The sequence below is a fragment of the Streptosporangium sp. NPDC049644 genome (genome assembly GCF_040675205.1).
In the GTDB taxonomy this organism is placed as follows: Bacteria; Actinomycetota; Actinomycetes; order Streptosporangiales; family Streptosporangiaceae; genus Streptosporangium; species Streptosporangium fukuiense.
The window spans coordinates 146,238-173,058 of the sequence record NZ_JBFAOJ010000008.1; the positions used below are offsets into that span (position 1 = coordinate 146,238).

Consider the following 26,821-nt stretch of genomic DNA (forward strand, 5'->3'; position numbering starts at 1 on the left):
GCGGCCGGAGCGCCGCGGCTACGTCGAGAACGCTACGGATCCGACGGTTTGGAATCGTCACCACGCGGTTGACATTCGCGGGTAGCTCGCACGGGGGACACAGCCCTGGTGGAGAGCCCGGTAGGGAGTCGCCCCGGGATCCGGGCCAGACCCGCACCGGGCAATCCCCGGACCGCCTCGACCTGACCGCCCGGTGAGCGAGCCACGAACGATCAGGCTCCCGGCGGCATGGGAAACCACTGGCGCCGAAGAGAGACCATGACGTCGATCGGGGGAAGGCCAGGTGACGGGAAGGGCCGCGTGGAGATCACCCGCGAGAGGCGGCCGACCAGTCCTTCCACGACGGCTGACGGGCCGGGTCCGCTGCTCCGTAGCGGTCACCCCGCGGCGCGGGCAGGGCATCGAGTTCGGCCAGATCCGCCGAGCTCAGCTCGACCTCCGCCGCTCCGGCGTTCTCCGCGAGGTACTTCGGGGTCTTGGTCCCCGGGATGGGAACGACGTACTGCCCCTGGGCCATCACCCAGGCGAGCGCCACCTGGGCCGGGGTGGCGCCGACGCGCTCGGCGATCTGACGCACCCGGACCGCGATGTCCAGGTTGGCGCGCAGCGCCTCCTGCTGGAAGCGCGGTAGTCTCCGCCGGAAATCCTCCTCGGGCAGGTCGTCGAACGAGGAGAACCGCCCGGTGAGGAAGCCCTTGCCCAAGGGCGAGTAGGGCAGGAAGGCGATGCCCTGCTCGGTGCAGTAGGACAGTACCTCGGTCATCCAGTCCCGGGTCCACAGCGACAGCTCGGACTGCACCGAGGTCACCGGGTGCACCGACCGTGCCCGCTCGATCTGTTCCACCGTCACCTCGGACAGGCCGATGTGGCGCGCCTTGCCCGCTGCCACGGTCTCCGCCAGCGCTCCCCAGGTCTCCTCGATCGGCACCTCGGGATCCACCCGGTGCAGTTGGTAGAGGTCCACATAATCGGTGCCGAGCCGGCTCAGGCTCTCGTCGATCGACCTCCGGACGTGCTCCGGGCGGCCGTCCAGGCCCTGAACGGGGTTGCCCTCGGAGTCCCGGGTGAGTGTGCCGACCTTGGTGGCCAGCACCGCGCGCTCCCGATGCCCGCCCGCCAGCGCCCGGCCGAGCAGCTCCTCGTTGGTGAACGGCCCGTACACGTCCGCGGTGTCGAGCAGCGTCATGCCCGCGTCGAGCGCCTGGTGGATCACCGAGATCAGCGTGGCCTCGTCCCGCGGGGTCGCCAGGTCATAGCTGAAACTCATCCCCATGCAGCCCAGACCCAGAACGCCAACCTCGGGACCGTCGGGACCGAGCGTCGTGGTACGCATTGTTCGCCCTCTCATAGCCGATACGAAGGAACCTCCCTCGGGGGCGACGTGACGCCCCCGACCACCAGCATCGCAGGGCTCCCAGGAACCAGAATCCTGTCCCCGTTCGTCACTACCCATGTCGACCGCCTCCATCAAAAGGAGTCTCATGCGCAGCGCACTCTTCGGGAACCTGGACTCCCAGCAGGTTCCCGCCAACTTCGCCCTGCAGAACTCCAAGATGCTTCGCGTCCGGCTACCGCACGAGGTGCTCGCCAGGCAGGGGTCGATGGTCGCCTTCCAGGGCCAGATGGACTTCGACTACGAGGGATCGGGCGGGGTCGGAAAACTGTTCAAGAAGATGGTGACCGGCGAGGGCGCCCCGCTGATGCGCGTCAGAGGGCAGGGCCTGCTGTTCCTGGCCGACAACGCCGACGACATCCACCTGTTCTACCTGGAGAACGAGGCTCTCACCGTCAACGGCCGCAACCTGCTGGCCTTCGATCCCCAGCTCACCTGGGACATCCAGCGCGTGCAGGGCGCGGGGATCGCCGCGGGCGGCCTGTTCAACATGACGATCAAGGGCACCGGCTGGGTCGCGGTCACCGCGCACGGCACGCCGGTGCTCCTCGACACCTCCCAGATGCCGACCTTCGCCGACGGCCAGTCCGCGGTCTGCTGGAGTGCCGGCCTGCACGTGGGCGTCAACCGAACGATGAAGGTCGGCGCGCTGATCGGCCGCGGCAGTGGCGAGGCCATGCAGCTCGCCTTCCAGGGTCAGGGATTCGTCCTCGTCCAGGCGAGCGAGGGCCCGCCGGTGGTGCCGGCCCAGTAGAAGCGGTTCTTTCGGTTTCGCGATGTCCGCGACCGGTTCGGGCCGTACCCGTGGCGGGTGGGCCGGCGGCGCTCTCCGCTCTGCCCGGCCGCGGTCGCTCCAGCTCGTCGCGCTTTCCACCACGAGTATGCATGTCAGGCATTAATGCGCGACGTGCATGTTTTCGAGTAGCCTGGACCGGCCCCTATCGCTACGGGCGGCCGATCGCCCGCCCGGGAACAGGACGTGCCGATGAGCAATGCCAGCTCCAGGGAGGAGTCGCCGGGCGCCGCCCCCACGGCGATGCGCCGGGTCCTGCCCGCGGACATGGTGGAGCGGGGGCGCTGCCCGTTCGATCCGCCATCCGGCCTGCGGCAGCGGCGCGGTCAGGGCGCGGTCCAGCCGCTGCGGCTGCTCAACGGCGCGCAGGCCTGGCTGGTGACCGGCTTCGACGAGGCCCGTACCGTGCTGGCCGACACGCGCTTCAGCGCCGACCGGGTCCGTCATCGCGAGGCCACGCAGCTACAACCGCACGAGGTGGCCGAGATGGCGGCCAAGGAGACCTACGAACCGCCGCCGAGCGTCGAGAACCGCGAGGACGGGCTCTTCGTCTTCATGGATCCGCCGGAGCACACCCGGTTGCGGCGGCTGCTGACGGGCCAGTTCACCGTACGGCGGATGCGGGCGCTGGAGGCGCGGATCACCGAGATCGCCGTCGGGCACATCGAGGCGATGAAGGCGGCGGGCACCGAGGCCGACCTCGTGCCGGCGTTCGCACTGCCGCTCCCCTCACTGGTCATCTGCGAGATGCTCGGCGTCGACTACGCCGACCGGGCGGAGTTCCAGGAACGCACCGCCATCGCGTTGAACACCGGTTCCGGCCAAGAGGAACGAGCCCAGGCCGGCGCCGAGCTTTACGCGTTCATCCAGCGCCTGGTGGCCGACAAGCGCGCCAGGCCCGCCGACGACATGCTCTCCGGGCTCGTCCACGACGCGGACCCGCCGCTGACCGACGCCCAACTCGTCGACATGGCCCTCGTCCTGCTCGGCGCCGGTCACGAGACCACCGCCAACATGCTGGGCCTGGGCACGTTCGCGCTGCTGGAGCACCCCGACCAGCTCGCCGCGCTGCGCGCCGACCCCACCCTGATCGACAACACGGTCGAGGAACTGCTGCGCTTCCTGACCATCATCCAGCTCGGTGTCAGCCGGGTCACGACCGAGCCCGTCACCCTGGGCGGAGTGGACATCCCCGCCGGTGCCACGGTCGTGATCGCGACGCCCGAGACCAACCGGGACCCTCGGTACTGGCCCGAACCCGACCGGCTCGACCTTCAGCGCCCCCGCACCCCGCACCTGGCCTTCGGACACGGCGTCCACCAGTGCCTGGGTCAGCAACTGGCCCGCGTCGAGATGCGGATCGGGCTCGGCGAGCTGTTCACCCGCCTGCCGGACCTGCGCCTCGCCGTACCCGCCGACGAGGTGCCGCTGCGCAACGAAATGCTCATCTTCGGAGTGCACTCGCTGCCGGTGGCCTGGTCCTGATCAGGTTCTGACCGGCGCCCGCCCGTGCTCGGAGGAGACCGGGTTCGGGACCGGGCGGACATCCACAGGAAACTCACGGTGACTCCTCCCCCGAGGGGAGCGGCTTCTCGCTTCCCTCGGCCCAGGTAGGCACCGTCCCGTTTCGCGACGCCGGGTAAGCCCGGCGGTCCCCTCGCTGAATATCATGGGAAGCCGGCCTGTACCCGCAGCCCGTAGAAGGCGGGCCGAGGTGGCCCGACCGTGGCAGGAGAGGAGGGCGGGATGTCCCACCCCGCATCGGCCACGGTGAACACCCGCACCGCCAAGGCCGATGCCTCAGCGCCGGTCACCGGGCGCCGCGAACGGAAGAAGCAGGCCACCCGGGCCGCGCTACGCCAGGCGGCACTGCGCCTGTCCGTACGCCACGGAGTCGAGAACGTCACCGTCGAGCAGATCGCCGAAGAGGCCGACATCGCGCTGCGGACCTTCTTCAACTACTTCTCCAGCAAGGAAGAGGCCGTGATGGCCTCCACCGCGGCCGCCGCGGAGGCGCTCGTCACCGAGTTCCGGAACCGGCCGCGGACGGAATCGGTCCTGCGGGCGTTCCGCGAGGCGGTGCTGGTCATCATGGACCGGAGTGACGCGTTGAGCCGTGACCACATCGAGGCACTGCGGCTGATCCGCAAGGCGCCGTCACTGGTACCCCGGCAGATGGCCGTGCTCGCCGCCCAGGAGAGGGCCCTGGCCGAGGCCATCGCCGAACGCGTCGGTCTGCACCGCGATCCGCCCGCGGCGCTCCCGACCGCCGACCGGGTCGACGGCCGGGCGGCGGGCTCCGTCTACCCGGTGGTGTGCGCGGCCGCCCTCCTGGCGGCGCTGCGCGTCGTCACCGACCAGTGGCTCGAACCGGCCGCGGGCCCGGACCGGACACCCCCCACGGACGTGTTGGGGCAGCGGTTCGACATGGCGATCGCCGAACTCGGCGCCGGACTGGACCGCCCCGGCCCGGCGAACGGGTAGGGCGACCCCGCACCACCGCCATCCGGCGCGAAGGCCCGTCTCACCGGGACCGGTCGCCCAGAGGCCCCGGCGCTACTCGGACTCCCGGCGGGTGTGGGTCGAGTCGCTGTGGTAGTCGGTGTAGGTGTAGGGGTTGTCGAGGAGGGTGGTCTCGGGGACGTCGGGATTCATCCCCTGCCGCCACGTCTCCTCTCCCATCGTCGTCCGCAGGTACTCGACGGTCTGCTCGACCTGCCGGCGGGCGGCGGCCAGGTCGACGCCGAGCAGGCGGTGCTCATGCTTGACGACGCGGCCGTTGACCAGGACGGTGTGCACGTCGCCCCGCTGGGCCTGGAACGCGACGTGGCCGTAGGGATTGAGCAGCGGGAACGAGACCGGTGAGTGCTCGTTCTTGATGAGGACGACGTCGGCCTTGCGGCCTGCCTCCAGGGTGCCGAGTTCGCCGTCACGGCCGAGGGCACGCGCACCGCCACGGGTGGCCCAGTCGACGACCTGCTCGGCGCGCAGCCCGCAGTGCGTGACGGTGTCGCCCTTGGCGTGGGCCTCCATGTGCTCGCGGGAGCGGTCGGCGCCGAGCGTGGTGCGCATGGCGGAGAAGAGGTCGCCGCTCCACCAGACACTGGTGTCCATCGACAGCGACACCGGGATGCCGTGAGCCCGGACGGCCCAGGTGGGCGGATAGCCCTGGCCCGCGCTCTGCTCGCTTTCGGTGGAGACCGAGATGGAGCCGCCGGTGGCCGCGATGCGGTGGTAGGAGTCCGCGGACAGCGAGGCGGCGTGGACGTACACCGTCTCGGCGGTCATGAAACCGTGGTCGTGCATGAGCCGGATGCCGTCGTCGCCGGTGGCACCCCACACGCCGGCGTGGGTGGTGACCCCGACGCCGAGCTCACGGGCGACCTCGAAAGCGGGCTTCTCGGGGAAGGACGGGTCGCCGGTGACGTCGAAGGCGAGCTGGAAGCCGAGCATGTCGTCCCCGGTGATCCGCCGTCGGACGAAGTCGCGGAATTCCGGTGCGGCGCTCCATTCGGCGGGTGCCTGCTGGATGTTGCCGTAGGCCAGCACGAACCGGCCGGGCACCGACCGCAGCGCGTCCACGGCGGCGTCGGCGTGGTCGACCGTCTGGAGGCCGTGTGACCAGTCGACGACGGTCGTGACGCCGGCGTCGATGGCCTCGATGGCGGCCAGCACGTTACCGGCGTGGACGTCCTCGGGCCGGAAGAGCCTGCCGTGTTCCAGGTAGTACCAGACGAAGTACTGCGTCAGGGTCCAGTCGGCGCCGTAACCACGCATCGCGGTCTGCCACATGTGCCGGTGGGTGTCGATCATTCCGGGCATCACGATGCCGTCGGTCGCGTCGATCTCGGCGGTGCCGTCCGGCACGGGCAACCCGGGCCCGACGGCCACGATCCGGTCACCGACGACCAGGACGTCGGTGTCGGTGAGCACCCGGCGCCCGTCGTCCATCGGCAGCACCGTGCCGCCGCGCAGCACCGTCGGCCGGCCGGGCTCGAACCGAATCCGTTCGCTCATCACCAGAACTCCTTACCGCGCGCGGATCAGATCGGGTTGCCGGACGCATGTCCGTACTCCGGTCAACATATTTCCTCGTACTGTCGCGCCTCGTGCTGTGGCTGTCAATCGCCCTTTTTCATGTGTGACTCCCTTGACGGGCGCCGCAGCTTTGCCAGAGTCTCTATGACGGACATGTGTCCATTAGACGGACCAGCAAAGGAGTTGGGTATCAGTGGAGATCGCCGACGGGCCGCTGTCGGGGGTGCTGGTCGCGGACTTCTCCCGAGTGCTGGCCGGGCCGTACGCCACCATGTTGCTGGCCGACCTGGGCGCCCAGGTGGTGAAGGTCGAGGGCCCGGGGGGCGATGAGACACGGTCGTGGACGCCGCCGGTTCGCGGCGACGTGTCGACCTACTACCTGGGCGTCAACCGCGGCAAGCGTTCGATCACGCTGGACCTGCGCGACGAGACCGACGCCGGGCTGGCCCGCGAGCTGGCCCGCAGGGCGGACGTGGTGGTGGAGAACTTCAAGCCCGGCGGGCTGGCCAAGTACGGCCTCGACTACGACAGCGTCCGCGCGGCCAACCCGGGCGTGGTCTACGGCTCGATCAGCGGCTTCGGGTCGGGGCAGGGACGCGACGTACCGGGGTACGACCTGATGGTGCAGGCCATCTCCGGCCTGATGAGCCTGACCGGTGACCCGGACGGGCCTCCCTACCGCGCGGGGATCTCGGTGTTCGACGTGATGGCCGGCAACCACGTCGTGATCGGCATCCTCGCGGCGCTGCTCCATCGGGACACGACCGGCCAGGGACAGCACGTCGAGGTGAACCTGCTGTCGTCGGCGCTGACCGGGCTGGTCAACCACAGCTCCGCCTACGTGGCCGGCGGGACGGTGCCCTACCGGATGGGCAACGCGCACCCGAGCGTGTTCCCGTACGAACCGCTGCCGACCGCCGACAACGACCTGATCGTCGCCGCCGCCAACGACGGACAGTTCCGCAGGCTGTGCGAGGTCCTGGGCATCCCGGAGGTGGCCGACGATCCGCGGTTCGCGCACAACGCCGACCGCACCGAACGCCGTGACGAGCTGCGTCCGATCCTGACCGGGCGACTGGCCGAGCGGGGCGCGGTCGAATGGTTCGAGCTGCTGGTGAAGGCCGGTGTGCCCAGCGGTCCGATCAACACCGTTGACGGCGGGTTCGCGATGGCCGAGCGCTTCGGGCTGGATCCGATCGTGGAGGTGGGTGAGGGCGATCGGGCGGTGCCGACGACGCGGCATCCGATCAGGTTCTCGCGCACCCCGGCCGGGTACCGGCTGCCGCCGCCGGAACCGGACGAGCACGGTGTCGAGCTGCGCGAATGGCTCGCGGAGGAGGATGACCGTGGCTGAGCGGATCGACCGCCCCGAGTACCCGACCGCGCTCGGCGCCTCCAGCCTCAGGACGATCACTCTGCTCGGCCACGACCTGGCGGCGGATGTCATGGGCGAGGTCGGGTTCGGCGAGCTGGCGTTCTGGCTGGCGACCCAGCGACGGCCCGGGCGCGGCGAGGTGCGGGTGTTCGAGGCCGTCCTGGCCGCACTGGCCGATCACGGCTTCACCCCGACCGCGATCGTCACCCGCCTGACCTACCTGTCGGCGCCCGACTCGGTGCAGGGCGCGCTCGCGGCGGGCCTGCTGGGCGGCGGATCGAGGTTCCTGGGGGTCACCGAGGACACCGGCCGCTTCCTGCACGACGTGCTGACCTCGGTGGACGGCGGCCTGCCGGAGGACGACGACGGCTGGGACGCCCTCGCCCTGAAGACCGTCCGGGCGCGACGCGAGGCCAGGAGGTTCGTTCCCGGGCTGGGCCATCACATCCACAAGGAGGGCGACCCGCGCACCCCCCGGTTGATGGAGATCGCCGGCGAGGAAGGGCTGTTCGGGCCGCACCTGTCGTTGTTCGCCGCGATCGGCCGGACGCATCCGCAGGTGCTGGGCCGGACGCTGCCGCTGAACGGGGCCGGGGTGTGCGGCGCCGCGCTGGCCGACCTGGGCCTGCCACTGGAGCTGCTGCGCGGGTTCGCCCTGCTCGCCAGGACCGCCGGGCTGATCGGGCAGCTCGCCGAGGAACTACGTAATCCGCTCGGCAATGACATCTTCCTCTCGGTGGACCTCAACAACCGGCCCGTCGAGCCAGTGCCGTACACCTCTGACCCCGCCTGACAAGGAGATCCGATGGCCGAACTGGTCGCGGTGGTCGCGTCCACGCACCACCCGTTCTACTACCGGGCGAGCACCGCGACGGGTGCGGACCGTCCGGAGTTCGCCGACGAGTGGGTACGCAAGGTCGAGGCGTTCCGCGAGACGCTGACCAGGGCTCGTCCCGACGTGCTGGTGATGGTGGGCTCGGACCACTTCCACCAGCTGTGGCTGGACAACATGCCGCAGTTCCTCATCGGCAAGGCACCGTTCTACGACGCCAACTTCCACAACGAGCAACGCGAGTTCGGGCTGCCGCGCATGCTGCTCAAGGGTCAGGAGGACCTGTCGGCCTACCTGTTGCGCGAGGGCATCGACGCGGGATTCGACCTGGCGTTCTCCAACGAGCTGCGGATCGACCACTCGATCACCTGCCCGATCATCACGCTGCGCCCGCAGAACGACCTGCCGATCGTGCCGGTCTACACCAACATCTTCGCCCCGCCGCTGCCGCGGCCCAAGCGCTTCGTGCAGCTCGGGAAGACGATCCGGGAGCTGGTGGAGTCCTGGCCGCAGGACATGAGGGTCGCGGTCATCGGCACCGGGCACCTGTCGCTGGAACTGGGCGGCCCCCGGCAGTTCGGCCCGCACGGCCCCGACCCGGAGTTCGACCGGCGCGCCGTGGAGTGGATCTCCTCCGGCGACCTTGAGGGCTGCCTGTCGGAGGTGACTCTGGACAGCCTGCACGCCCCGGGCAACGCCACCCACGGCTTCATGGACTTCATGCTGATGATGGGCGTCGCGGGCGAGGGCAAAAAGGCCGACTACGTCGACACCTACGACCTGTTCCACACCATGGAGGCCTACTTCACCTGGTACCCGAACGGAGCCGGCCAGTGAGCAAGTACCTGCTGAACAAGTTCCTCTACACCGTCGACCGCGACCCCGAACTCGTCGAACGCTACCGCGAGGACCCCTCGGACACCGTGGAGTGGTGGGAGAGAGAGCAGGCCAACCGCATCCTCAACTGCTTCGACGGCGAGTCGAGCACCTGGTTGCGCTTCGACGACATCGAACGCGCCGCGCTCGCCGAGCACGACTATCCGAAGCTGTTCGAGCTCGGGGCGCACCCGTTCCTGACCCTCACCCTCTTCATCGCGATGTTCGAACGCGACTACGAAGAGCCGCTCGGTTTCCAGCGCGAGTACGCCGAACGCCTGGCGCACTTCGCGCTTCCCTATCCCGACATCGCCACCTGAGCCCATGCGTGCGACAGAGATCCACGAACCCGGCCGCCCACCGGTGCCGGCCAGGCGGGACGCGCCCGCGGCCGCCCCGGGCGAAACGCTGATCAAGGTCACGGCCGCCCCCGTCACCCCGCTGGACCTGCTGTGCGCGAGCGGCACGTCCTACTTCGGGAGGCCGCGGACCCCGTACGTGCCGGGTGTGCAGGGGGTCGGGACCGCCGAGGGCGGGCCGGTGTGGTTCGCGACCTCGGCGGGGATGGCACCGGGGGACGGGAGCATGGCCGAGGTCGCCCGCGTGCCGGTGGACGACGTGGTCAGGCTTCCCGCCGGAGTCGATCCGGTGGCGATCGCCGCGCTGGGGCTGTCGGCCGTCGCCGCGCACCTGGCGCTGACCTGGCGCGGTGAACTGGCCGCCGGGGAACAGGTGCTGGTGCTCGGCGCCGGTGGCGTGGTCGGTCAGGCGGCCGTCCAGCTCGCCCGCATCGCCGGTGCCCGCAGGGTCGTCGCGGGTGCGCGGTCCGCCGCCGCCCGGGACCGGGCCGAGCGGGCCGGCGCCGACGCCGTCGTCGCGCTCGACACCGAGGACGTCGCCGAACTGGCGGCGCGCTTCGCCGCCGTCATCGACGGGCCGGTCGACCTGGTGCTCGACCCGCTGTTCGGCGTACCGGCCGCGGCCGCCGCGCGCACCCTGCGCTCCGGCGGCAGGCTGGTCAACCTCGGGGGCTCGGCGGGCGAGACCTGCCCGATCGACTCGGCCACCCTCCGTGGCAGATCACTGCGCCTGCTCGGCTACACCAACAACGAGCTGAGCCCGGAGCGGCGCGCCGCCTCGCTCACGCTGATCGCCGAACAGTCCCTGCTCGGCAACCTGTCCGTCGCCCACGAGAGCATGCCGCTGTCGGCCGCCGGGGAGGCGTGGCGGCGCCAGCACGAGGGCACCGCGACCGGCCGGATCGTCCTCATCCCCTGAGTACGGCCGGTCAGGACGCGGTCGTCCGGGTCACCTGAGGCACCGTCTCCAGCCGGGCGAAGTCCGCGCTGATCTCACCGGCGGTCTGGAGCAGCGGCGGAAGGTGCTCCTCCAGCAGCCGCTGCAGAGAGGTCTCCGCGGCGTGGCTGTTGACGTTGATCCCGGCGATCACGCGCCCGGACCCGTCACGCAGCGGCGTGGCGACCGAACGGATGCCGGGTGCGAGCTGTTCGTCGGTGAGCGCCCAGCCGCGTGCGCGGACCTCGCGCAGCTCGGCGTCCAGTTCCTCGCGGCTGAGCCGCCGCCGCGGTTCGATCCCGGAGCGGGACGGCTCGGCCAGCACGCGGTCCACCTCCTCGGGAGACAGCGCGGCCAGACAGACCTTGCCCAGCGAGGTCGCCTGCGCAGGGAACCGGGTGCCGATCTGCACGGCCAAGCCCACGATCTTGGGCACCGCGACCCGGGCCACGTAGACGATGTCGGAGCCGTCGAGCTGGGCGATCGAACACGACTCGCCGGTACGGGCGACGAGCCTTTCCAGATGCGGACGGGCGACGTCCCACAACCCCATCGAGCGCACGTAGGCCACGCCCAGATCCAGCACCCTCGGGGTCAGCGCGAACCCGCCCTCGCACGAACGCACGTAGCCCAGCTCCTGGAGGGTGAGCAGGATGCGCCGGGTGGTCGGCCGGGCCAGACCGGTCGCCGTGGCCACCTGGGTCAGCGACATCACCGGCCGGTGGGGCTGGAAGGCGGTGACGACCTCCAGCCCCCGGGCCAGTGCCTCGATGAAATCCGGTCCTACGCCTTCCCTCGGCATTCACCGACTCCTCACGCCAGGGTTGGTACAGGGCGGACCCCGCTACGGAGGACCGGCATCCGGACAGGTTGCTCAAGTGTGTGACATATTCGCCGCCCAGTTTATATGTCCACGTGGCGCGGCACGATGGGGGTGTCGCCATGTCGTGTCGTGGCTCCGCCCCGACCGACGGTCGGTACGGCGACCCGTCTCCGATCGCTGGGCGGACAGGTGGCCATGCTCCGGCGCGGTCACCTGCGGGGCGCTCAGCAGTTCGGGATGTCCTGGCCCGCGTTGTCCTTGGCCTCGTCGTTGCCCCATCTGGCGAGGTGGTACGCGGAGACGTAGGCACCTCTACCGTTCTTGCCGGAGTCCGTACGGTCCAGGTCGGTTCGCAGCCACCAGTGGTTGAACTGGTTGCCGTTCCGGACTTCGGCCCCCCAGATCCGGCAGTACACGTAGTTGGTGCCCTTGTTGAGGGTGCCCTGCGGATCGTTGGTGTTCGGTTCCCGGTAGCCGGTCGCGTCGGCGAACGTGTCGACCCAGTACCTCCCACCGCTTCCGGGATCGCCGCCGCCACCACCGAGCACCCTCGGCCGGTAGGCGCGGAACTCGCTGCCCGGCCGCAGCCCGTAGGTGAGGACGCGGTGGTCGGTTCCGTAACCGCCGCGTTGTTCGTAGGCCCAGTAGGACGTGCGCTCGGCGTTCGCCCACTTCTCGAAGATCACGACGTGCCGGGTGTTGTTGTCGCCGACGGCGTCGATGACGAGGTCGCCGGTGAGCAGGTCGGACATCGCGATCGGGCTGCTCACCCGCGGCGAGGCGAGCGCCACGGTATTCGGACCCGGGGCGCCCAGCCCGAGCGCCATCGAGGCGTAGCCGGAGCAGTCGGTGCGGTAGCCGTTGTGGTGCCTGCTCTGGCTGTACGGCACTCGCTGTGGAGTGCCTGGATTCCAGGTCTTCGCCCGGTCGATGACGCTCTGCCGGGTCACGTCCGCCGCGGCGACGCGGCCGAGGCGCGAGGCAGTGGTGGCGACGGATTCGGCGAAGGCGTCGGCCGCGGTGAGCGGCGTCAGTGAAGCGACGGCGACCCCCAGGATCGCGACCCTGATGAAAAGTTGCTTACTAGACATATCACCCCTTGTAAATTGTCTTTGTCGGGCACCGAGCCTATTGCCGAGACCTCCGGAATTCTAAATATCGGCAAAGAAACCCTTCCCCGGAACACAAGGAGCGTCGCGGAAATCAAGTCGCCTCGTTTTCCGAATTTTCAGATATTCCGGCATCCGGGCGACTATCTTGCCAATTGAGGCGCCGGACGTCGGTAACCTTTCGCAACCGCGTGGCGCGGGCAGCCGCCACCTACAAGAAAAAGCGGCAATCGGGCTACTCGATAACCATCAAAACAATTCACCGAATCTCACAGGGGCGCCCGCTCCTGCGCGCCGCCCTTTCGGCATGGCCGGCGCGCGGCGCTTTCTCAGCCGTGGGCACGGCGACGGAACAGCCAGGTGGCGAAGGCGAACGAGCAGGTCAGCAGGCCGACGCACCAGGCGAGTGCGATCTGGCCGGTGCCGCCGATCGGGGTCCCGGTCAGCAGCCCCCGGACGGTCTCGATCACCGGGGTGATCGGCTGGTTCTCGCTCACCGCCTGCAGGAACGACGGCATGGTGTTCGTCGGCACGAACGCGCTGCTGAGGTAGGGCAGGAACAGCATGAGGAAGCTCAGCGTGCTGGCCGACTCCACGGACTTCGCGATCACGCCGAGCCCGGCCGCCAGCCAGGACAGCGCGAGCACGTAGAGCAGGAGCAGGCCGACCACCAGCACCCAGTCGGTGACCGTCGCGTCGGGACGGAAGCCCATCGCGACGGCCGCGCCGATGACGACGGTGGTGGACAGCAGGTTCCGGGCGACGCTGGCGACGACGTGTCCGGTGAGGACGGCGGAGCTGCGGATCGGCAACGAGCGCAGCCGGTCGATCATGCCGCTGGTCATGTCGTCCGCGACGGACATCGCGGTGGACGCGGCACCGTAACCGACGCACAGCAGGATGGTGCCGGGCACCACGTAGTTGATGTACCGGGTGCCGGTGTCGATGGCCCCGCCGAAGACGTAGACGAACAGCGACATCATCAGCAGCGGCAGGACGATCGACATGACCAGCGTGTCGGCGTTGCGGCGGCTGAGCCGGATGCTGCGGCCGATCATGGTCATGGAGTCGCTCACGGCGTTGCGGACGCCGCCGTGCACGGCGATGGTGCTCATGGTCATGCTCCTTTCGAGAACCGGTCAGACCTGGACCGAGGTCCGGCCGGTGGTGGTGGTCAGGGACAGGAAGACGTCGTCCAGCGTCGGCCGGTGCGATGACACCCTGACCACCGGCACGCCCGCGATCCGCAGCTCGTCCAGCACCCGGTACAGGTGCTCGGCGCTGCCGTCGGACGGGACACCCAGCACGAGCGGGTCGGTGCCGCGCGGCACGTCGAACAGCGCGGCGGCACGGGCCAGGTCGGCCTCCACCGCGAACCGCAGGTCGAGTCGCTCCCCGCCCACCTGGGACTTCAGCGCGTCGGCCGTGCCGGCCGCGGCGACCCTGCCACCGCTGATCAGCACGATCCGGTCGGCCAGCCGGTCCGCCTCCTCCAGGTACTGCGTGGTGAGGACGATCGTCGTCCCCGACGAGACCAGTTCCTTGATGGCGTCCCACATCGTCGTCCGGCTGGACGGGTCGAGGCCGGTGGTCGGCTCGTCCAGGAAGATCACCCTCGGCTGCGAGACCAGGCTCATCGCCAGGTCCAGCCGTCGGCGCATGCCGCCGGAGTAGGTCTTCACCCGCCTTTTCATGGCGTCCACCAGGTCGAACCTCTCCAGGAGGTCCGTGGCACGACGCCTGGCGGCGGGTCTGCCCAGGTGCATCAGGCGGCCGATCATGACCAGGTTCTCCCAGCCGGTCTGCTGGTCGTCCAGCGCGACGGACTGACCGGTCAGGCTGATGACGCCGCGCACCTTGGTCGCTTCGCGCACGACGTCGTATCCGGCGACCCGCACGCTGCCGCGGTCGGGCCGCGACAGCGTGGTCAGGATGCGGACGGTGGTGGTCTTCCCCGCGCCGTTCGGACCCAGCAGCGCGAAGACCGTGCCCTCCGCGACGTGCAGGTCCACTCCGTCCAGAACTTTGGCGGGCCCAAAGGCCTTGTGCAGGCCGGTCGCCTCGACGATCACTCTCGCTCCTCGGGGGTGACGATGTTATTGCGTATGAGATACGCCTAAAAGCGTAACCCATACGCATCGGAGCCTGGAAGGGGTGTTCCTAGACTGTGTCCGTGTTCGCGAGGAGAGGGACCGGATGACCGACGAGATCGAACTGCCCGCCGAGGTGACCCTGCTCTGGGGGTTGCGCGAGACGGTGCGGCGTGGGCGCAAACCGTCCCTCACGGTCGCCGACATCACCCGGGCCGCGATCGAGGTGGCGGACGCGGAGGGGCTGGCCGCGGTGTCGATGTCCAGAGTCGCCGCCCAGCTCGGCAACGCCACGATGGCGCTGTACCGCTACGTGAAGAGCAAGGACGAGCTTCTCCTGCTGATGTCGGACGCGGTTCCGGACGGGCCACCGGACCTGCCGGACGACGTGGACTGGCGGACCGGGCTGACGCTGTGGGCACGGGGCCTGCTGGGGGTGACACGACAGCACCCGTGGACCGCGCAGATCCCGATCAGCGGGCCACCGCTGGGGCCCAACAGCCTCCGCTGGTTCGACTGCGCGTTGCGCGCGTTGGACGGCACCGACCTCAGCGAGGAGGAGAAGGTCGGCGTCGTGATGGGCCTGCTGACCTTGGTGCACGGCGAGCTCCGGCTGAGCATCGACCTGTCCAGGAGTTACGCGAAGAATCCGCAGGCCTTCGGCCGTCAGTACGGCATGGCACTGGCGCGGGTAGTGGACGCGCAGCGGTTTCCCGCACTGAGCAAGGTGATCGCCGCCGGCGTCTTCGAGACCGAAGTCCCCTACGACGAGGAGGTCGAAGGGGAGTTCGAGTTCAGCCTGGGCCTGTACCTGGACGGCGTGGCCGCCTTCATCGAGCGCAGAACCACGGGACAGGGGTAGCACCAAGCCGCTCGGATCTGTTTCTCGACGGTCTTTTCCGTCGGGTCGGCGAGTCCGGTTTCGAAAAGCAGATAACCCGAGGAGGCCGATGCGACGACCGCCTTCCCGCCTAGCCGCTCGGTGGAGAAAAGTCCAGCCTCGACAGGATACGAACCGAGACGTAGCGTTCGAGTGCGACAACACCACCCCGGCGCGGGAGCGTAAATGATTAAAGAAACCATTCCGGTCGACCAGTACGGCATCGATCCCCGAACGACTGTCGCGGCGCAATTCCGTGCCAATAATGCGAATATCACGCCTGGGCAGAACGTTGCGACCTTCCATCTGACGCGTCGGCGCGGCATGGACGACGAGGGCAAGGTCGTCGACTGTTACTCGGCGAACGACTACCCTGACCTGATAATCACGGCGCCCAGCCTCGGCGTGCAGTTCAAACAGGACGTCGGCGTCTACGGTCGGCAGATCACACTCAACACCAGCCACTCGGAGTACCAGCTCTTCGAGCACAACACGGATTTCGCCGCTCTACGGAAAGCGGAAAAATGGCCTCGGAACTACGTTATCGACTGGGTGTTCACGGAACGCCCGGCATGCGGGGCGAGATTCCACAACTGGAAAGTCGTCGCAGGCGGCTGTGAAACGCTTCTCCTGAAATGTGAAGAGAATCAGAGTTTACGCAGGTGGGATCCCGACAACGGCGGGGAGTGGCCGTTCACCGAACGCGAAGACCTACAGATCAAGGTCTACAGCATGTTCGATCCGCAGACGGCCACCAGTGCCGTCAAGGCAGCCGCCGCCGCGTACAAGAAGACCCTCAGGAAGTGATCGCCGGGGTCCGTGCGAACACGTTCACGCGGACTCGGGCGCCACCGCCCTTGGGCTCCCCCCACACCTGCGGTCAGGGGCCTTCGTTGCAGGAAATCGATTTTTTTGTCTGACGAGCGCGCGAGGGACATGCCTTCACCCCTCGCGCGCCCTCTGATCAGCCCCGGATAAAACCGTTCACGACCATCGGCAGCGACGCGTCCAGGCCTCCTATGTTCAGTACACCCGCGTCGTTCGGGTCGCCGATCGTGTGGCCGGCGGCGGTCATCGCGGCGACCACGACGCACGCCTGCGGGTTGACGGCCTTGCGGTACGCGGTGAGCGACTGGGAGGCGTGAGAGCGACCCGCCCACGTCTCGCTGTCGGTGAAGACCACGACGCCGTCCACGTTCAGCTGCTCCTGCCGTGCCCAGTCGAACGGCAGCGCGAGGTTCGTACCACCACCCGAGGGCCGCCAGGAGGCGATCTCCCGCAGGTTCGTGCGGGGCGTCACCTTCGAGGCGTGGACGGACGTGTCGACGTCGATGACGTGGACGTTGCCCTTCTCGATACGGGCCAGCATGACCGCCATGGCGCACCCCACCTCGTAGGGGGCGCCGAGCGGAGATCCGCCCACCGCGAGGCGTCCGCCCCAGCCGCCGCTCATCGACCCCGAGGAGTCGACTGCCACCAGGAGCCGCTTACCGGACGGCTCAACCGAGCCGAATGCCAACTCATAGGTCTCCTCCAACGCGTCGAGGATCGCCGGGACGGGCTTCCACGTCTGCACCTCGGCGCGCGGGTTCGGCTGGGCGGTGCCGGACGCGTAGACGCGCATGGCCAGCCAGGCGTCCATCGGGTGGATCCGCGCCCTAACGATCGCCTCCCTGTTCGTGAGGCGCGCGACCGCTCGGCCGGTGGCGTCACCCATCGGCTTGAGCGCGCCAAGCCGCGTCATGCGGGCGAGGTTGCGAATCAGCGCGGTCATGCCGACTGTGTCGACCAGCGTCTCCCACACCGCGGACTCGCGCAGCATCGCGTCCGGAAGGAACTCCCATGGCACTCGTAGCTCGCCTACCAGGCGAATCGCCTCGTCCACGGACGTGACGGCCTTCGCGGCGACGAACCGGTCCACCGCGGGCAGTACCTCGCGCGCCTGATCGTCGGTGACGTTGCCGGCGATCCACCCGAACAGCGCCTTGTGCTGTGCTGTGTCGGCCTTGGGATGGGCGATACGCAGCACGTCCCGCAGTGCGAGCGCCTCACCCTGCGGCGTCTTGCGCTGCATCGCCTTGCACGCCCGGAACGCCACGTTGTCAGGCTCGTCCCGCAGGAACCACGACGCGAGCGCCGTCCGCAGGGCGCGGCCCACGACCAGGCCGGACCCGTTACGGGACGCCTTGCCGCCGAGGTTCTTCAGGTAGCCGACGAACATCGCCAGATGATCCGTGGTCCGCACCACCAACGGCAACGCGGCCTTGACGGCCTGGCGGGTGTCGAGGTCGCCGCGGGCGAACGCGGCGGCGAGAGCGAAGATGGCCGGGCGGGGCTTCGGCGCCCGGGGCGGCCGGGCGGTGGAGATGGCCACGATGAGGTCGACGACGCGGGGCCCGTCCTCGCTGATCGCGGTGAACAGGACGTCGGCGTTGTCCGCGGTCAGCTTGTCCTCGCCCACGTAGTACGTGCCGCCCGTGGTGCCGAGGATCAGGAAGTCCTCCAGCCGGTTCCAGGTGTCCTTGGCGAACACGTAGCCGCCGGCGTTGTTGAGGACCTGGTCGGTGCGGCCGGGGATGCGCTGCGTCTGCGGGGTTGCGATCGTGGAGATCCCCGCGAGCGGATCACGTGCCATGCTGCTCTCCCTCTTGTTCGACCCGCCCGTGGGCGGATATGCGAAAGGGGAGCGGATGTGGTGATGAGCGCCGGGTTTGACAATCGCTCTACCAGGCTGAGCTACACCGCAGCCAGACCTCGGCGACGGGATTCGAACCCGCGACAAATTGTTCCGATAACCGACGTTCTTCGACCCGCTCCCCTGCTCGTCAGTCCTGCCGGTGGTGCGGATATGGGGATTCCGACCGGCGTTTAGGTGTCTTGGGCCGCTAGACGACAGGCCGACGTGGTCGGCCCGACAGGATTCGAACCTGTGTCACCCGCTTGGAAGGCGATAACCGATCGAGATTCGACCCGCACCGCCGACAGGACTGACGAACGATCAGATCAGGTGAAGGCACGGATATGGGGACGCTCACCGGTATTTTTGGTGCTCTGCCGATTGAGCTACACAGGCCGAAACCTGCGGCGGGACTCGAACCCGCAACCGCCCCATTAACAGTGGATAACCGACAGGCTTCGACCCGTGCCAACACCAGACCTGACCAGACCACTGGGTCAGGAAAAGGCGCGGATACAGGACAGAGATCGGAGAGTCTTTGCAAGAGATAACCGATGTCCTTCTACCCGCACCAACTCCAGGCCCGATGAACTGCATGCGATGCTACCGGGCAGGGCGGTCCATCACACCTGTATTTCCAGCACCACGTGAAATGTCACGCAATCACCCCTAGCGATGACCTGACGCTCATGAGGCGGCGAGGGGACATCTCTCCAGGAACGTCGTGGATGCCATCGCGTGATACTCAGCCCGTCAAACGATGTCCCAGGGAGTTCAAGCTTTCGCGGTGCAGCTTCTCGACGGTCCATCCGTTCCCACTGCATAACGCCCACCTTTGACATTACGGTGCGCTCATCTCAGCCTGGTTCGCCGAGGACCCCACCTGCCTGACGTGGTCAAATCTGCCGGACTTCGACGCGGTGGCACGGGCGTTCGGCACCGATCCCGGGAGCCTGACCACAAGGGGAACCTCAGAAGTGCGGGATAGCCGAAGAAAGCCAACCTCCCGCTCAGTCAGCGGTCATCCGCTACCCTCCGAGTTGATCGTTTCCGGAAGAGAGTGCCGTGACACAGGAACCCGGATCAGAAGTGCGATCCCCGAGGGCAGCGGTGCTGCGCTGTGGTGCGGTTCTGGCGGTGTCAGGGCCGGTGATCCTGACGAGTTTCGAAGTCGGCAGGCAGAGCGTCGGCTGGTTCTGTTCCGCGACGGGCTCCGACCTGCCGGAGGGTCCTTACGCGCTGGAGAACGTGCCGGGAGAGCTGCTGTTCTGGGCAGTTCTCCTGCTGCCGGCCGTCGTGGCGGGCCTCCTCCTGCGCGGGTCACGTCGGGCCACACTCACGGCGGTCGCCGCAGTCGGCGCCGTGCTCGCGTTCGGACTCTTCATCGCGTTTCTCCTGCCGGGTCCCGACCCGTGCACCGGACAGGAACGGATGGCCGTGCCACCCTGGCCCTTGATCGCCTGCTATCCGGTGGCCGCAGGGGCGCTGCTCCTGACGGCCCGGTCACCACTGCCCCGGAGATGGCAAGGGATCATCCTGTGGGCGACCGCCGTCGGCGCCGCGGCGTGGACGGCGGCATTCCACCGCTTCACGGTCACGTTCGACAGGTTCCTCGTGGTCCTCTACACCCGCATCGAGGCTCCGGAGTCGTTCTGGGGCGACCTCGCACAGTGGTCTTGCGATGCCGGCGTGATCGGCCTGCCGGTCGTTCTCGTCGCGTTGGCGGCAGCGGCTTCCACCCGCTGGGAACGGCCGGCCGGCACCACGGCCGCGGCGGTTCTCCTCCTCTTCCCGCTCCTCGACGTCGTGTCGTACGTCCGCTGGTACGACGACGACTTCCAGACATCTCTCATCGATTCGGTACGGTGGCCGCTGCTTCTCGCGGCCGTCCTCGTCGCATCGACCGCCTGGAGCCCCCGGCAGCGGATCTCCTGGGCCGAAACCGCCTGCCTGGCGCGACACATGATCCGCGAACGATCGAAGAACACGATTCCCGAACAGGCGAAGCATCTCGTCATCGCAACCGTAATCGCGGCCACCACCGTCTGGCTGGTCATCTCGTCCTTCACACCGACCCGGTAGGAACACAACGACACGGATCCCATGCGACCCGGAGCGACATCTACCCCCAGAGCACTTCATTACGAGTCAACGGCGGAGTCCAAATTGGCAGACTCGTGCCCTGGCAGGAAGAACGGCGTCCCGATGGTCTTCGGTCATCACGGTCCCTCACCTTCCCGACCAGGTTACTCTCCGCCTTTCTGCCGGTTCGGGTGACCGGTGGTGGAGCACTTGTTCACAGGTGGATCGACCCCAGCTTTCGCGGTACGGCCAGATCGTCCGCCTCCCGCAGTCGTACCCGGCACAAGTTGCCTTGACGCTGATGACAAGGTTCTAGCGTGGCTGCGACAAGCGGGTGGGGAAGGTTGTCGACGCATGGCGGGGCCACGGTGCCACCGCAGTACCGGCGACTGCCCATCCATCGCACCGGCTGACTAACCGAAGGAGCGACGATGAAGTTCGCAGTCAGCTACAGCACGCCCTATCACGGCATCGACCCCGACAAGATCGTGGCCTACGCCCAGCATGCCGAGGACTGCGGCTTCGAGACACTGTATGTTCCCGAGCACATCGCGCTGTACCCCGGTGCGATGGTCGGGCGCTTTGAGCTCCCGCCGTCGCTGCCGTACTTCGATCCGCTCGATTGCCTGAGCTTCGTCGCCGCGGCTACGCGACGGATCCTGCTCGGAACGGGTGTGCTGCTGCTGCCCTACCATCATCCGGTGGTCCTCGCCAAGCGTCTGGCGACCATCGATGTGCTGTCCAAGGGGCGGATGCGGCTGCTGACCGCGGGGCTCGGCGCCCTGCCCGGTGAGGCTCAGGCGGTGGGGGTCGACTTCAGCACCCGTGGGCGTCGTGCCGACGAGGCGATCGACGTGATGCGGCTGCTCTGGGCCGGCGGCGAAGACGGTGTCAGCTTCGCCGGGGAGTTCTTCACCTTCGATGACCTGTGCCAGTTCCCAAAGCCCTACGGGGTCACCCACCTGCCGATCCACATCGGCGGATCGAGCCGGGCGGCCGCACGCCGCGCCGGACGACGCGGCGACGGCTATTTCCCTGGCGGCGCGCTCGATTCGAATGAACGAGCCCTCCAGATGGACCTCGCCCGGTCGACCGCCGTCGAGGCCGGCCGCAACCCGGAAACGCTGGAGTACACGCGATCGGGGCCGATCGACATGACCATCGATCAGGTGGAGGAATTCGCCGCTCAAGGCGTGACCCGCATCGTCGTGAGTGCCACCGCCACCGAATCAGACCAGCAACGCGAGGAGATGTCCGCGTTCGCCCAGCGGTTCGCCCTCCTCGAACACCTCCCCCATCCACCTCTGGGCCGGTGAGAGCATAGTCATTGCTTAGCAATCGATATCAATTGATAAGCTATAGCCGTGGAACCGCCACCCTCGTCACAGATGCGTCAAGTAGCCGCGGCGCTACGCCAGATCAGTGCTGGATTCGCGGCACTGGCCGACGCCGTCTCCGCCGACGAAGCCGAAACCCCGACGGAGACCCGGTATCGCGCACTCATCTCCGAATGGGGACAGCGGGGCCTGACAAGAGCCGAGGCGAGTGCCTTGTTCCGCAAGCACGGCTTCTCGCCCCAGGCAGCGGGCGGTTGGGTCCGTGGCGACTGGCTGGAAATCCGCGACGACGGCCGCCGCTACCTGACTGATCGTTCGCTGAGCTGGCCGGCAGAACGGGGTGACTCCAATTGACCGAGCCATTCAGCGTCCGTCTGGAGGTCCGCAGCTACGAGATCGACCCGCAACTCCATCTCAATGGAGGCTTCTACATCCAGTATGCCGATCATGCGCGCTTCGCCTGCGTCCAGGCCGCGGGAGTCTCCATTGAGAACCTTCTCGGCAGCGGTGTCGGTCCCGTCAATCTGGAGACCGTCATCAAGTATCACCGCGAACTGCGTGGCGGTGACCAGGTCGACGTCTCCTGCGCCTGGGAATGGGGTAGCGGCAAGACCTACCGTGTGCACCATCAGTTGCGGCATTCGGACGGCACCGTGGCCGCCCAGGTCAGCCACGTGAGTGGACTGCTCGACATCAAGACACGCCGCCTGGTCGCCGACCCCGAGCACGAATGGCGAATCCGAGCGGACCGGCCGGAACTTCTGGGCCTCAAGCCCAACAGGTAGAAGAACCTGCGGCGTTCTGTTCAGATCGTCCGCCGGTGTCCACAGCCGCACACAAGCCCTTGATCGTTTTCTGTGACATCCGCCCTGTCAGCGCTTCCAACAGGGAGATCAAGCGCGGTGCCGGGGTTTCAGGAACCGCTTCCGCTTCATAGCAGGTGTGCTCGACGCCGCCACTTACTGGAATGCACCCGTTACCATCTGAGCTGAGCTTCACTTTTCCGCTGAATGCTTCAAAAGCCTAAAAACAAGGACGGATGCCTCATGAGACGATGGGCTGCCCCAGCAGTCGCCGTACTGATCGCGTCCGTGTCGGCCGTCATGAGTCCCGCCTCCGCGCAGGCAGGCGCTCCTGATCCGGTGCGCGCCCTCAAGCAGCAGTTCCGAAATGAGCATGGCGTTCGGATTTCCGAGACCACCCGCTACTTCTTCGGCAAGAAGTCGAAGGTCTCCGGGAATGGGACCCGGATCAGCGGTCGTCTCCAGTTCGCCCCATCGGGTCCAGTGGCTGCGGACTTCACCTGGTGGGACCTTTCCTCACCGAAAGGCAAGGGGCTCCCGTCCAAGAAGTCGGCCCCCTACCGGGTGATCCGCGTCGGTAAAGACGTGTACGACAGTGCCAACTGGTATCCCGGACCGGTTCCGGACGGCAAGAAGTGGGTCCGGCTCCCGAACAAGCACAGGGGACGCATGAACCGGGACATGGCCCGGCACGCCAGCCTGCAGCCGATCAACATGTACGACTCGTCCATGATGAAGGCCGTACTGAAGCGCTCAGCGAGCAAGCCCGTCTCCGGCGGTTTCCTCTACCGGGGCACCATGAGCTACAAGGAGCTGAGCAGGGTTTCCAAGAGCACCCTCGTCGCCTGGACCTCAGGGCGGCCCATCAACGAGAAGAGCAAGGGGAAGGTCTCCTGGCAACTCTGGGCCGACCGTGATGGTCTGCCCAAGCGCCTGATCACCACCGACACCGCGGGAGGCGGGAAAGAGCCGCTGGTCAAGCGGAGCGACACGCGCTACACCGACTGGGGATGCCATCTCGTCATCACCGCCCCGCCCGCCCACGAGGTCATCGACGAAGCCGACCTGTTGGAGTACGCCCGCATGCAGAACACCCCCATTCCGCCGGACGCCGGGAACACCTAAGGCGCTCCGACGATCACGAGAACGGCCCGCCGGACCTGCTGTGCGACATGCTGGTGATCCAGCCACGTCCCTCGGTCGATCCAGACCGTACGGAGGCCGGCCGTCCCCCTTCGGTGTCGGGCTCACGGATGTTTTCGATCTCCGATAACGCGTAGGCGTCGACGGCCTTGGCCGGTCCCGTCCGCTTGCACCAACGTCACCGGTGATGCCCGCCGACGGCCAAGGCCGATGTGGGCTTGCCCATGGTTCGGCGACGCTCGGCGGCGGCGAGGTCGTCAAGCCGCCCCAGCCGCTCGACCGCGCGTTCCCTCACCACCTCGTCGACGCCTCAGCGGCACCCTGGAACCTTAAAGGTTGTCAGAATCACAACCAAACAGTGATCGTTGCCTAGGTTCCACAGACAACAGTTCAGCTTAGAAAGGATCAGCGAGTGATCACCCGTCGAATCAGCGCTATCGCGCTCGCGGCAGTGTGCGCCGCTGTGCCGCTGACCACCTTTTCCGCATCCGCGGCCCAGGCCGGCACCAGCAGCACGGCAGCCGCTTTCGGCCCGGTAAAATGTGTCCCCATCGGGGACAACGAACTGTGTGCGCGCGGCATTACCGGCAGTCCGGGCGGTTACAACGTAGCCTATTACAAGAATGCGGGCTCCACAATCACTGCACGATTCCGCCTGATGTGCATAAATGGTTTCACGAAAGACGACAACGGCGCCTTCTCCATCTCGCCGGGTCAGGTAAGAAGCTTCGTCTTCGCGGTCGGCAACCAGGGGTCGTGCCGGGTGCGAATGCAGGACATCACCAACGGCGGGTACTACTACAGCCCTTACGTGGTTCCCTGAAAACCAGTGAACAACGACCTGTTCGTGCCCTACCGATAGATTGTTAGACCAAGGAGTCGTCGGATATCACCTCCTTTCAAGGATGGTGATAACGGCTTGTTCGCAAGCTCCGGCGGCTCCTATCCCACCGCAGGACCACGACCTGTTCTCACATCCGCGTCTCAATGACGTCCGGACTGTACGGCCCCTGCCCATCCCGCCCCGGTTCGTCGCTCCTGCCCGTCGGGCGCGACGTTTTCTCAGCCGTGGGTACGGTGGACCCGGAGTCGACACACCTCAAAACGATCAGCCCGTTCCGGAACGCGTTACCAGCACGGCGGCCGCCGAGACCGCAACCCACCGAGAACAGCGCCCCGGCCCGGGCCCAGGTGGCTGCGCAGCCGGGTGGGCCCCTCGTCGACGGCGGCACCGTCGACCCGCGCTGGTCAGAGGGGCAGAACAGGAGGATGCCAGATGACCAGCCATGACTCCCTTGCGGACAGCGAAGTCTGGGATCCCTTCGGCACGTTGCACCGCGCATTGTGGATTGGCGGTGGCCAATGGGCCGGAAAGTCGACCGTGGCCCGGCTCTTGGCCGTCCAGTACCGCGTCACCGTCTATCACTACGACTACCACGACGCCCGCGGTCACAACGATCGCCGGATCGCCCGTCGCGTCGACCTCGGCGAGCCCGCCACCGAGCCCGACCCGGACAAGATGTGGGTCCACACCACCCCGGAAGAGATGGCCACCGCGACCCTGGCCGGTTTCCCGGACCGGTTCGAGTGGGCCCTGGACGACCTGCGCGCGCTCGTCTCAGGCCACCCGATCATCGCCGAAGGCTGGGGACTCCGCCCCGAACTCGTCGCACCCGTCATCGACTCACCGCGCCGGATGGTCGTCATGGTGCCCACGCCGGAGTTCCGCCAACACCAGCTCCAAGAACTACCGCGCGCCGCCTCGCTCGGGCACCGCGTCAGCGATCCGGCCCGCGCACAGGCCAACCGCCTCACCCGGGATCGTCTCGTCGCGGAGGACGCCGTCCGCACCGCCCACCAGCTCGGCATCCGCGTGATCGAAGTCGACGGTTCCCGCGACGCCGCTGCGATCGCGGGGATCGTCGCCGACCATTTCAGCCCCTACCTCCCAGACCAAGATCGCAAGTCTTGATCAACGGAGGCACTCGGAGGGTTCCAGTACCCGACGTCACCATCACATCCGATGGAAGGCGACAAGCCGGCGGCGATACTTCCGTCAGCAAGGTCACGCGTAGCGCGAAGGCTCTGTCGGACCCGATCGTTACTCTCCTGCACATGGCAGTCCCCGGGATCATCCCCATCGGCTACGAACCCGATTACCACACCGACACCATCGGCCACTGGGAGGGCGGGCAGTTCCTCGGCTCCGTCGTCGCCGCCTTCCCCGAGGGCTACACGCACACCGACGACTGGCAGGCGCACAAACGCTGGCACGCCGTCCTGCACACCTTCGACGCCGCCGGCCACCACCTCGACTCCCGCATCGAGCACACCGGGACCGACGATGATCACTGGGTCGCCGTCACCACCGCACGCGACCGGTTGAACGGGTGGCTCAGCACGCTCCCCGGCCTCCGCTTCGGCGACATCGCCATCCGTCCCTTCCGCCACGAAGCCGACGGAGTGCTGTTCGGCCTCGTCATCGAGACCTTCGAAGGCACCGAACACGCCGAGCTCTACCCGAACACCATCGGCTTCTACGAACCCTGGGACGGCTCGTACGACACCTGACCGTCTGATCTACGCACTCTTGCCGTGGTCAGCGGTTGCCGACGGTGTGTGATCATGCAAGCGGCTTCGCCGAACACCGCTCGCCCGAACGCTTCCGAGGTCGTACGGCCACACATACGATCGGTCGTGACGCCATGATCAGGAAGGCTCCGATTGACGAGCACGAAGGTACGTCCCCATGTCGTCCGCGTCCTGGAACCACCCGTGCAGCAGGGAAGGGCGGATGCCTCGTCAGCGGCGTCTCACCCTGCTCAGGCGGTGGATGCGGATCGGTGACGTGTGATCGCGTAAGACGGTGTTGCTGTACACCACTTCCGTGAACGCAACCGGGACGGGGTTCACTTCGTCGGTTCCGCGCCTTCCGGTAGAGCCAGGATGCCTACGTCGGGTCAGTCCGCGGGGCCGGTTCGACATGTTGATCGTTGTAGGGGTACTGGTCACTACCGTGATCGACGACGGTGCTGCACCGGTACCGGACAAGGCGGTAACGCGCTGTAGCGTCGGCAGCATCGACGGCCAACGCATCAGATCAAGACACTGAAAAGCCTCTGAGACGGCGTACCTGTCCAGGGGCTTTCCGCTAGGCGGGACGCTGTCCTCAGCCGTTGTGAGCTTCCCCCCATAGCCCGGACACCGGCGGTGTGTCATCAGGCTCCAGGGTCCGGCGGCTGGTGACGCCGCTCGTACTCGTTGGGGCTGAGCA

25 protein-coding genes are annotated in these 26,821 nt (G+C 67.7%); 18 read left to right on the top strand and 7 right to left on the bottom strand.

Features of this window, described 5'->3' with window-relative positions:
• Positions 1 to 307: 307 nt before the first annotated feature.
• Complete coding sequence (locus AB0J58_RS07130) at positions 308 to 1,333, bottom strand: aldo/keto reductase (protein ID WP_364211400.1); 1,026 nt, start codon at positions 1,331 to 1,333, stop codon at positions 308 to 310.
• A 148-nt stretch (positions 1,334 to 1,481) separates the two neighbouring features.
• On the opposite strand from AB0J58_RS07130, the gene AB0J58_RS07135 reads away from it, so the two are divergent.
• From AB0J58_RS07135 to AB0J58_RS07145, 3 genes are all read left to right on the top strand, one after another.
• On the top strand, positions 1,482 to 2,147 hold the full coding sequence (locus AB0J58_RS07135) for an AIM24 family protein (RefSeq protein WP_343961309.1): 666 nt from the start codon (positions 1,482 to 1,484) through the stop codon (positions 2,145 to 2,147).
• 231 nt (positions 2,148 to 2,378) lie between these two features.
• Positions 2,379 to 3,671 (top strand): cytochrome P450, encoded by a 1,293-nt coding sequence (locus AB0J58_RS07140; protein ID WP_364211403.1) that lies wholly within the window; start codon positions 2,379 to 2,381, stop codon positions 3,669 to 3,671.
• Positions 3,672 to 3,932: 261 nt separating this feature from the next.
• A complete protein-coding gene (locus AB0J58_RS07145; protein WP_364211406.1) occupies positions 3,933 to 4,670 on the top strand; it encodes a TetR/AcrR family transcriptional regulator in 738 nt (245 codons plus the stop codon).
• A gap of 72 nt (positions 4,671 to 4,742) precedes the next feature.
• Here AB0J58_RS07145 and AB0J58_RS07150 read toward each other — a convergent pair whose 3' ends face one another.
• Positions 4,743 to 6,203, bottom strand: coding sequence for an amidohydrolase family protein (locus tag AB0J58_RS07150; protein ID WP_364211409.1), 1,461 nt, complete (start codon positions 6,201 to 6,203; stop codon positions 4,743 to 4,745).
• Positions 6,204 to 6,417: 214 nt separating this feature from the next.
• Between AB0J58_RS07150 and AB0J58_RS07155 the strand changes: the two genes are divergently transcribed.
• Genes AB0J58_RS07155 through AB0J58_RS07175 form a run of 5 tightly spaced genes read left to right on the top strand, consistent with a single transcriptional unit; the run spans position 6,418 to position 10,585 of the window.
• A complete protein-coding gene (locus AB0J58_RS07155) occupies positions 6,418 to 7,578 on the top strand; it encodes a CoA transferase (protein WP_364211412.1) in 1,161 nt (386 codons plus the stop codon).
• Entirely contained in the window at positions 7,571 to 8,392 is an 822-nt protein-coding gene (locus tag AB0J58_RS07160; RefSeq protein WP_364211415.1) for a citryl-CoA lyase, read from the top strand. The genes AB0J58_RS07155 and AB0J58_RS07160 overlap by 8 nt, the downstream gene beginning before the upstream one ends.
• Positions 8,393 to 8,404: 12 nt before the next feature.
• On the top strand, positions 8,405 to 9,268 hold the full coding sequence (locus AB0J58_RS07165) for an extradiol ring-cleavage dioxygenase (RefSeq protein ID WP_364211418.1): 864 nt from the start codon (positions 8,405 to 8,407) through the stop codon (positions 9,266 to 9,268).
• Positions 9,265 to 9,627: a hypothetical protein gene (locus AB0J58_RS07170; protein ID WP_364211421.1), complete on the top strand. Its 363-nt coding sequence runs from the start codon at positions 9,265 to 9,267 to the stop codon at positions 9,625 to 9,627. Before AB0J58_RS07165 ends, AB0J58_RS07170 begins: the two co-directional genes overlap by 4 nt.
• Positions 9,628 to 9,631: 4 nt before the next feature.
• Positions 9,632 to 10,585, top strand: coding sequence for a zinc-binding alcohol dehydrogenase family protein (locus AB0J58_RS07175; RefSeq protein ID WP_364211424.1), 954 nt, complete (start codon positions 9,632 to 9,634; stop codon positions 10,583 to 10,585).
• Between the two features lie 10 nt (positions 10,586 to 10,595).
• On the opposite strand, the gene AB0J58_RS07180 is transcribed toward AB0J58_RS07175, so the two are convergent.
• The 4 genes from AB0J58_RS07180 to AB0J58_RS07195 all read right to left on the bottom strand — a co-directional run bounded on the left by AB0J58_RS07180 (position 10,596) and on the right by AB0J58_RS07195 (position 14,607).
• The gene (locus AB0J58_RS07180) at positions 10,596 to 11,405 is read right to left on the bottom strand and encodes an IclR family transcriptional regulator C-terminal domain-containing protein (RefSeq protein ID WP_364211427.1); all 810 of its coding nucleotides are present in this window, start codon (positions 11,403 to 11,405) and stop codon (positions 10,596 to 10,598) included.
• A gap of 245 nt (positions 11,406 to 11,650) precedes the next feature.
• Entirely contained in the window at positions 11,651 to 12,517 is an 867-nt protein-coding gene (locus AB0J58_RS07185; RefSeq protein WP_364211430.1) for a hypothetical protein, read from the bottom strand.
• A gap of 347 nt (positions 12,518 to 12,864) precedes the next feature.
• On the bottom strand, positions 12,865 to 13,650 hold the full coding sequence (locus AB0J58_RS07190) for an ABC transporter permease (protein WP_364211433.1): 786 nt from the start codon (positions 13,648 to 13,650) through the stop codon (positions 12,865 to 12,867).
• 24 nt (positions 13,651 to 13,674) lie between these two features.
• Entirely contained in the window at positions 13,675 to 14,607 is a 933-nt protein-coding gene (locus AB0J58_RS07195) for an ATP-binding cassette domain-containing protein (RefSeq protein WP_364211436.1), read from the bottom strand.
• Positions 14,608 to 14,731: 124 nt separating this feature from the next.
• On the opposite strand from AB0J58_RS07195, the gene AB0J58_RS07200 reads away from it, so the two are divergent.
• Together AB0J58_RS07200 and AB0J58_RS07205 are read left to right on the top strand one after the other, a co-directional pair.
• Entirely contained in the window at positions 14,732 to 15,487 is a 756-nt protein-coding gene (locus AB0J58_RS07200) for a TetR/AcrR family transcriptional regulator (protein ID WP_364211439.1), read from the top strand.
• A gap of 204 nt (positions 15,488 to 15,691) precedes the next feature.
• Complete coding sequence (locus tag AB0J58_RS07205) at positions 15,692 to 16,312, top strand: hypothetical protein (RefSeq protein WP_364211442.1); 621 nt, start codon at positions 15,692 to 15,694, stop codon at positions 16,310 to 16,312.
• 157 nt (positions 16,313 to 16,469) lie between these two features.
• Here the strand turns inward: AB0J58_RS07205 and AB0J58_RS07210 are convergent, their stop codons facing one another.
• Positions 16,470 to 18,140 (bottom strand): TROVE domain-containing protein, encoded by a 1,671-nt coding sequence (locus AB0J58_RS07210; protein WP_364211445.1) that lies wholly within the window; start codon positions 18,138 to 18,140, stop codon positions 16,470 to 16,472.
• A 1,191-nt stretch (positions 18,141 to 19,331) separates the two neighbouring features.
• Between AB0J58_RS07210 and AB0J58_RS07215 the strand changes: the two genes are divergently transcribed.
• From AB0J58_RS07215 to AB0J58_RS07250, 8 genes are all read left to right on the top strand, one after another.
• A complete protein-coding gene (locus AB0J58_RS07215) occupies positions 19,332 to 20,264 on the top strand; it encodes a hypothetical protein (protein WP_364211448.1) in 933 nt (310 codons plus the stop codon).
• Positions 20,265 to 20,695: 431 nt separating this feature from the next.
• Positions 20,696 to 21,580: a TIGR03619 family F420-dependent LLM class oxidoreductase gene (locus AB0J58_RS07220; protein ID WP_364211451.1), complete on the top strand. Its 885-nt coding sequence runs from the start codon at positions 20,696 to 20,698 to the stop codon at positions 21,578 to 21,580.
• A 72-nt stretch (positions 21,581 to 21,652) separates the two neighbouring features.
• Positions 21,653 to 21,955 (top strand): hypothetical protein, encoded by a 303-nt coding sequence (locus AB0J58_RS07225; RefSeq protein WP_364211454.1) that lies wholly within the window; start codon positions 21,653 to 21,655, stop codon positions 21,953 to 21,955.
• Complete coding sequence (locus tag AB0J58_RS07230) at positions 21,952 to 22,386, top strand: acyl-CoA thioesterase (RefSeq protein ID WP_364211456.1); 435 nt, start codon at positions 21,952 to 21,954, stop codon at positions 22,384 to 22,386. The genes AB0J58_RS07225 and AB0J58_RS07230 overlap by 4 nt, the downstream gene beginning before the upstream one ends.
• A 261-nt stretch (positions 22,387 to 22,647) precedes the next feature.
• A complete protein-coding gene (locus AB0J58_RS07235) occupies positions 22,648 to 23,529 on the top strand; it encodes a hypothetical protein (protein ID WP_364211459.1) in 882 nt (293 codons plus the stop codon).
• 430 nt (positions 23,530 to 23,959) lie between these two features.
• Positions 23,960 to 24,370 (top strand): hypothetical protein, encoded by a 411-nt coding sequence (locus AB0J58_RS07240; RefSeq protein WP_364211462.1) that lies wholly within the window; start codon positions 23,960 to 23,962, stop codon positions 24,368 to 24,370.
• Between the two features lie 453 nt (positions 24,371 to 24,823).
• Positions 24,824 to 25,519, top strand: coding sequence for a hypothetical protein (locus tag AB0J58_RS07245; protein ID WP_364211465.1), 696 nt, complete (start codon positions 24,824 to 24,826; stop codon positions 25,517 to 25,519).
• Positions 25,520 to 25,662: 143 nt separating this feature from the next.
• Positions 25,663 to 26,118 (top strand): hypothetical protein, encoded by a 456-nt coding sequence (locus AB0J58_RS07250; protein WP_364211467.1) that lies wholly within the window; start codon positions 25,663 to 25,665, stop codon positions 26,116 to 26,118.
• Positions 26,119 to 26,821: the final 703 nt, after the last annotated feature.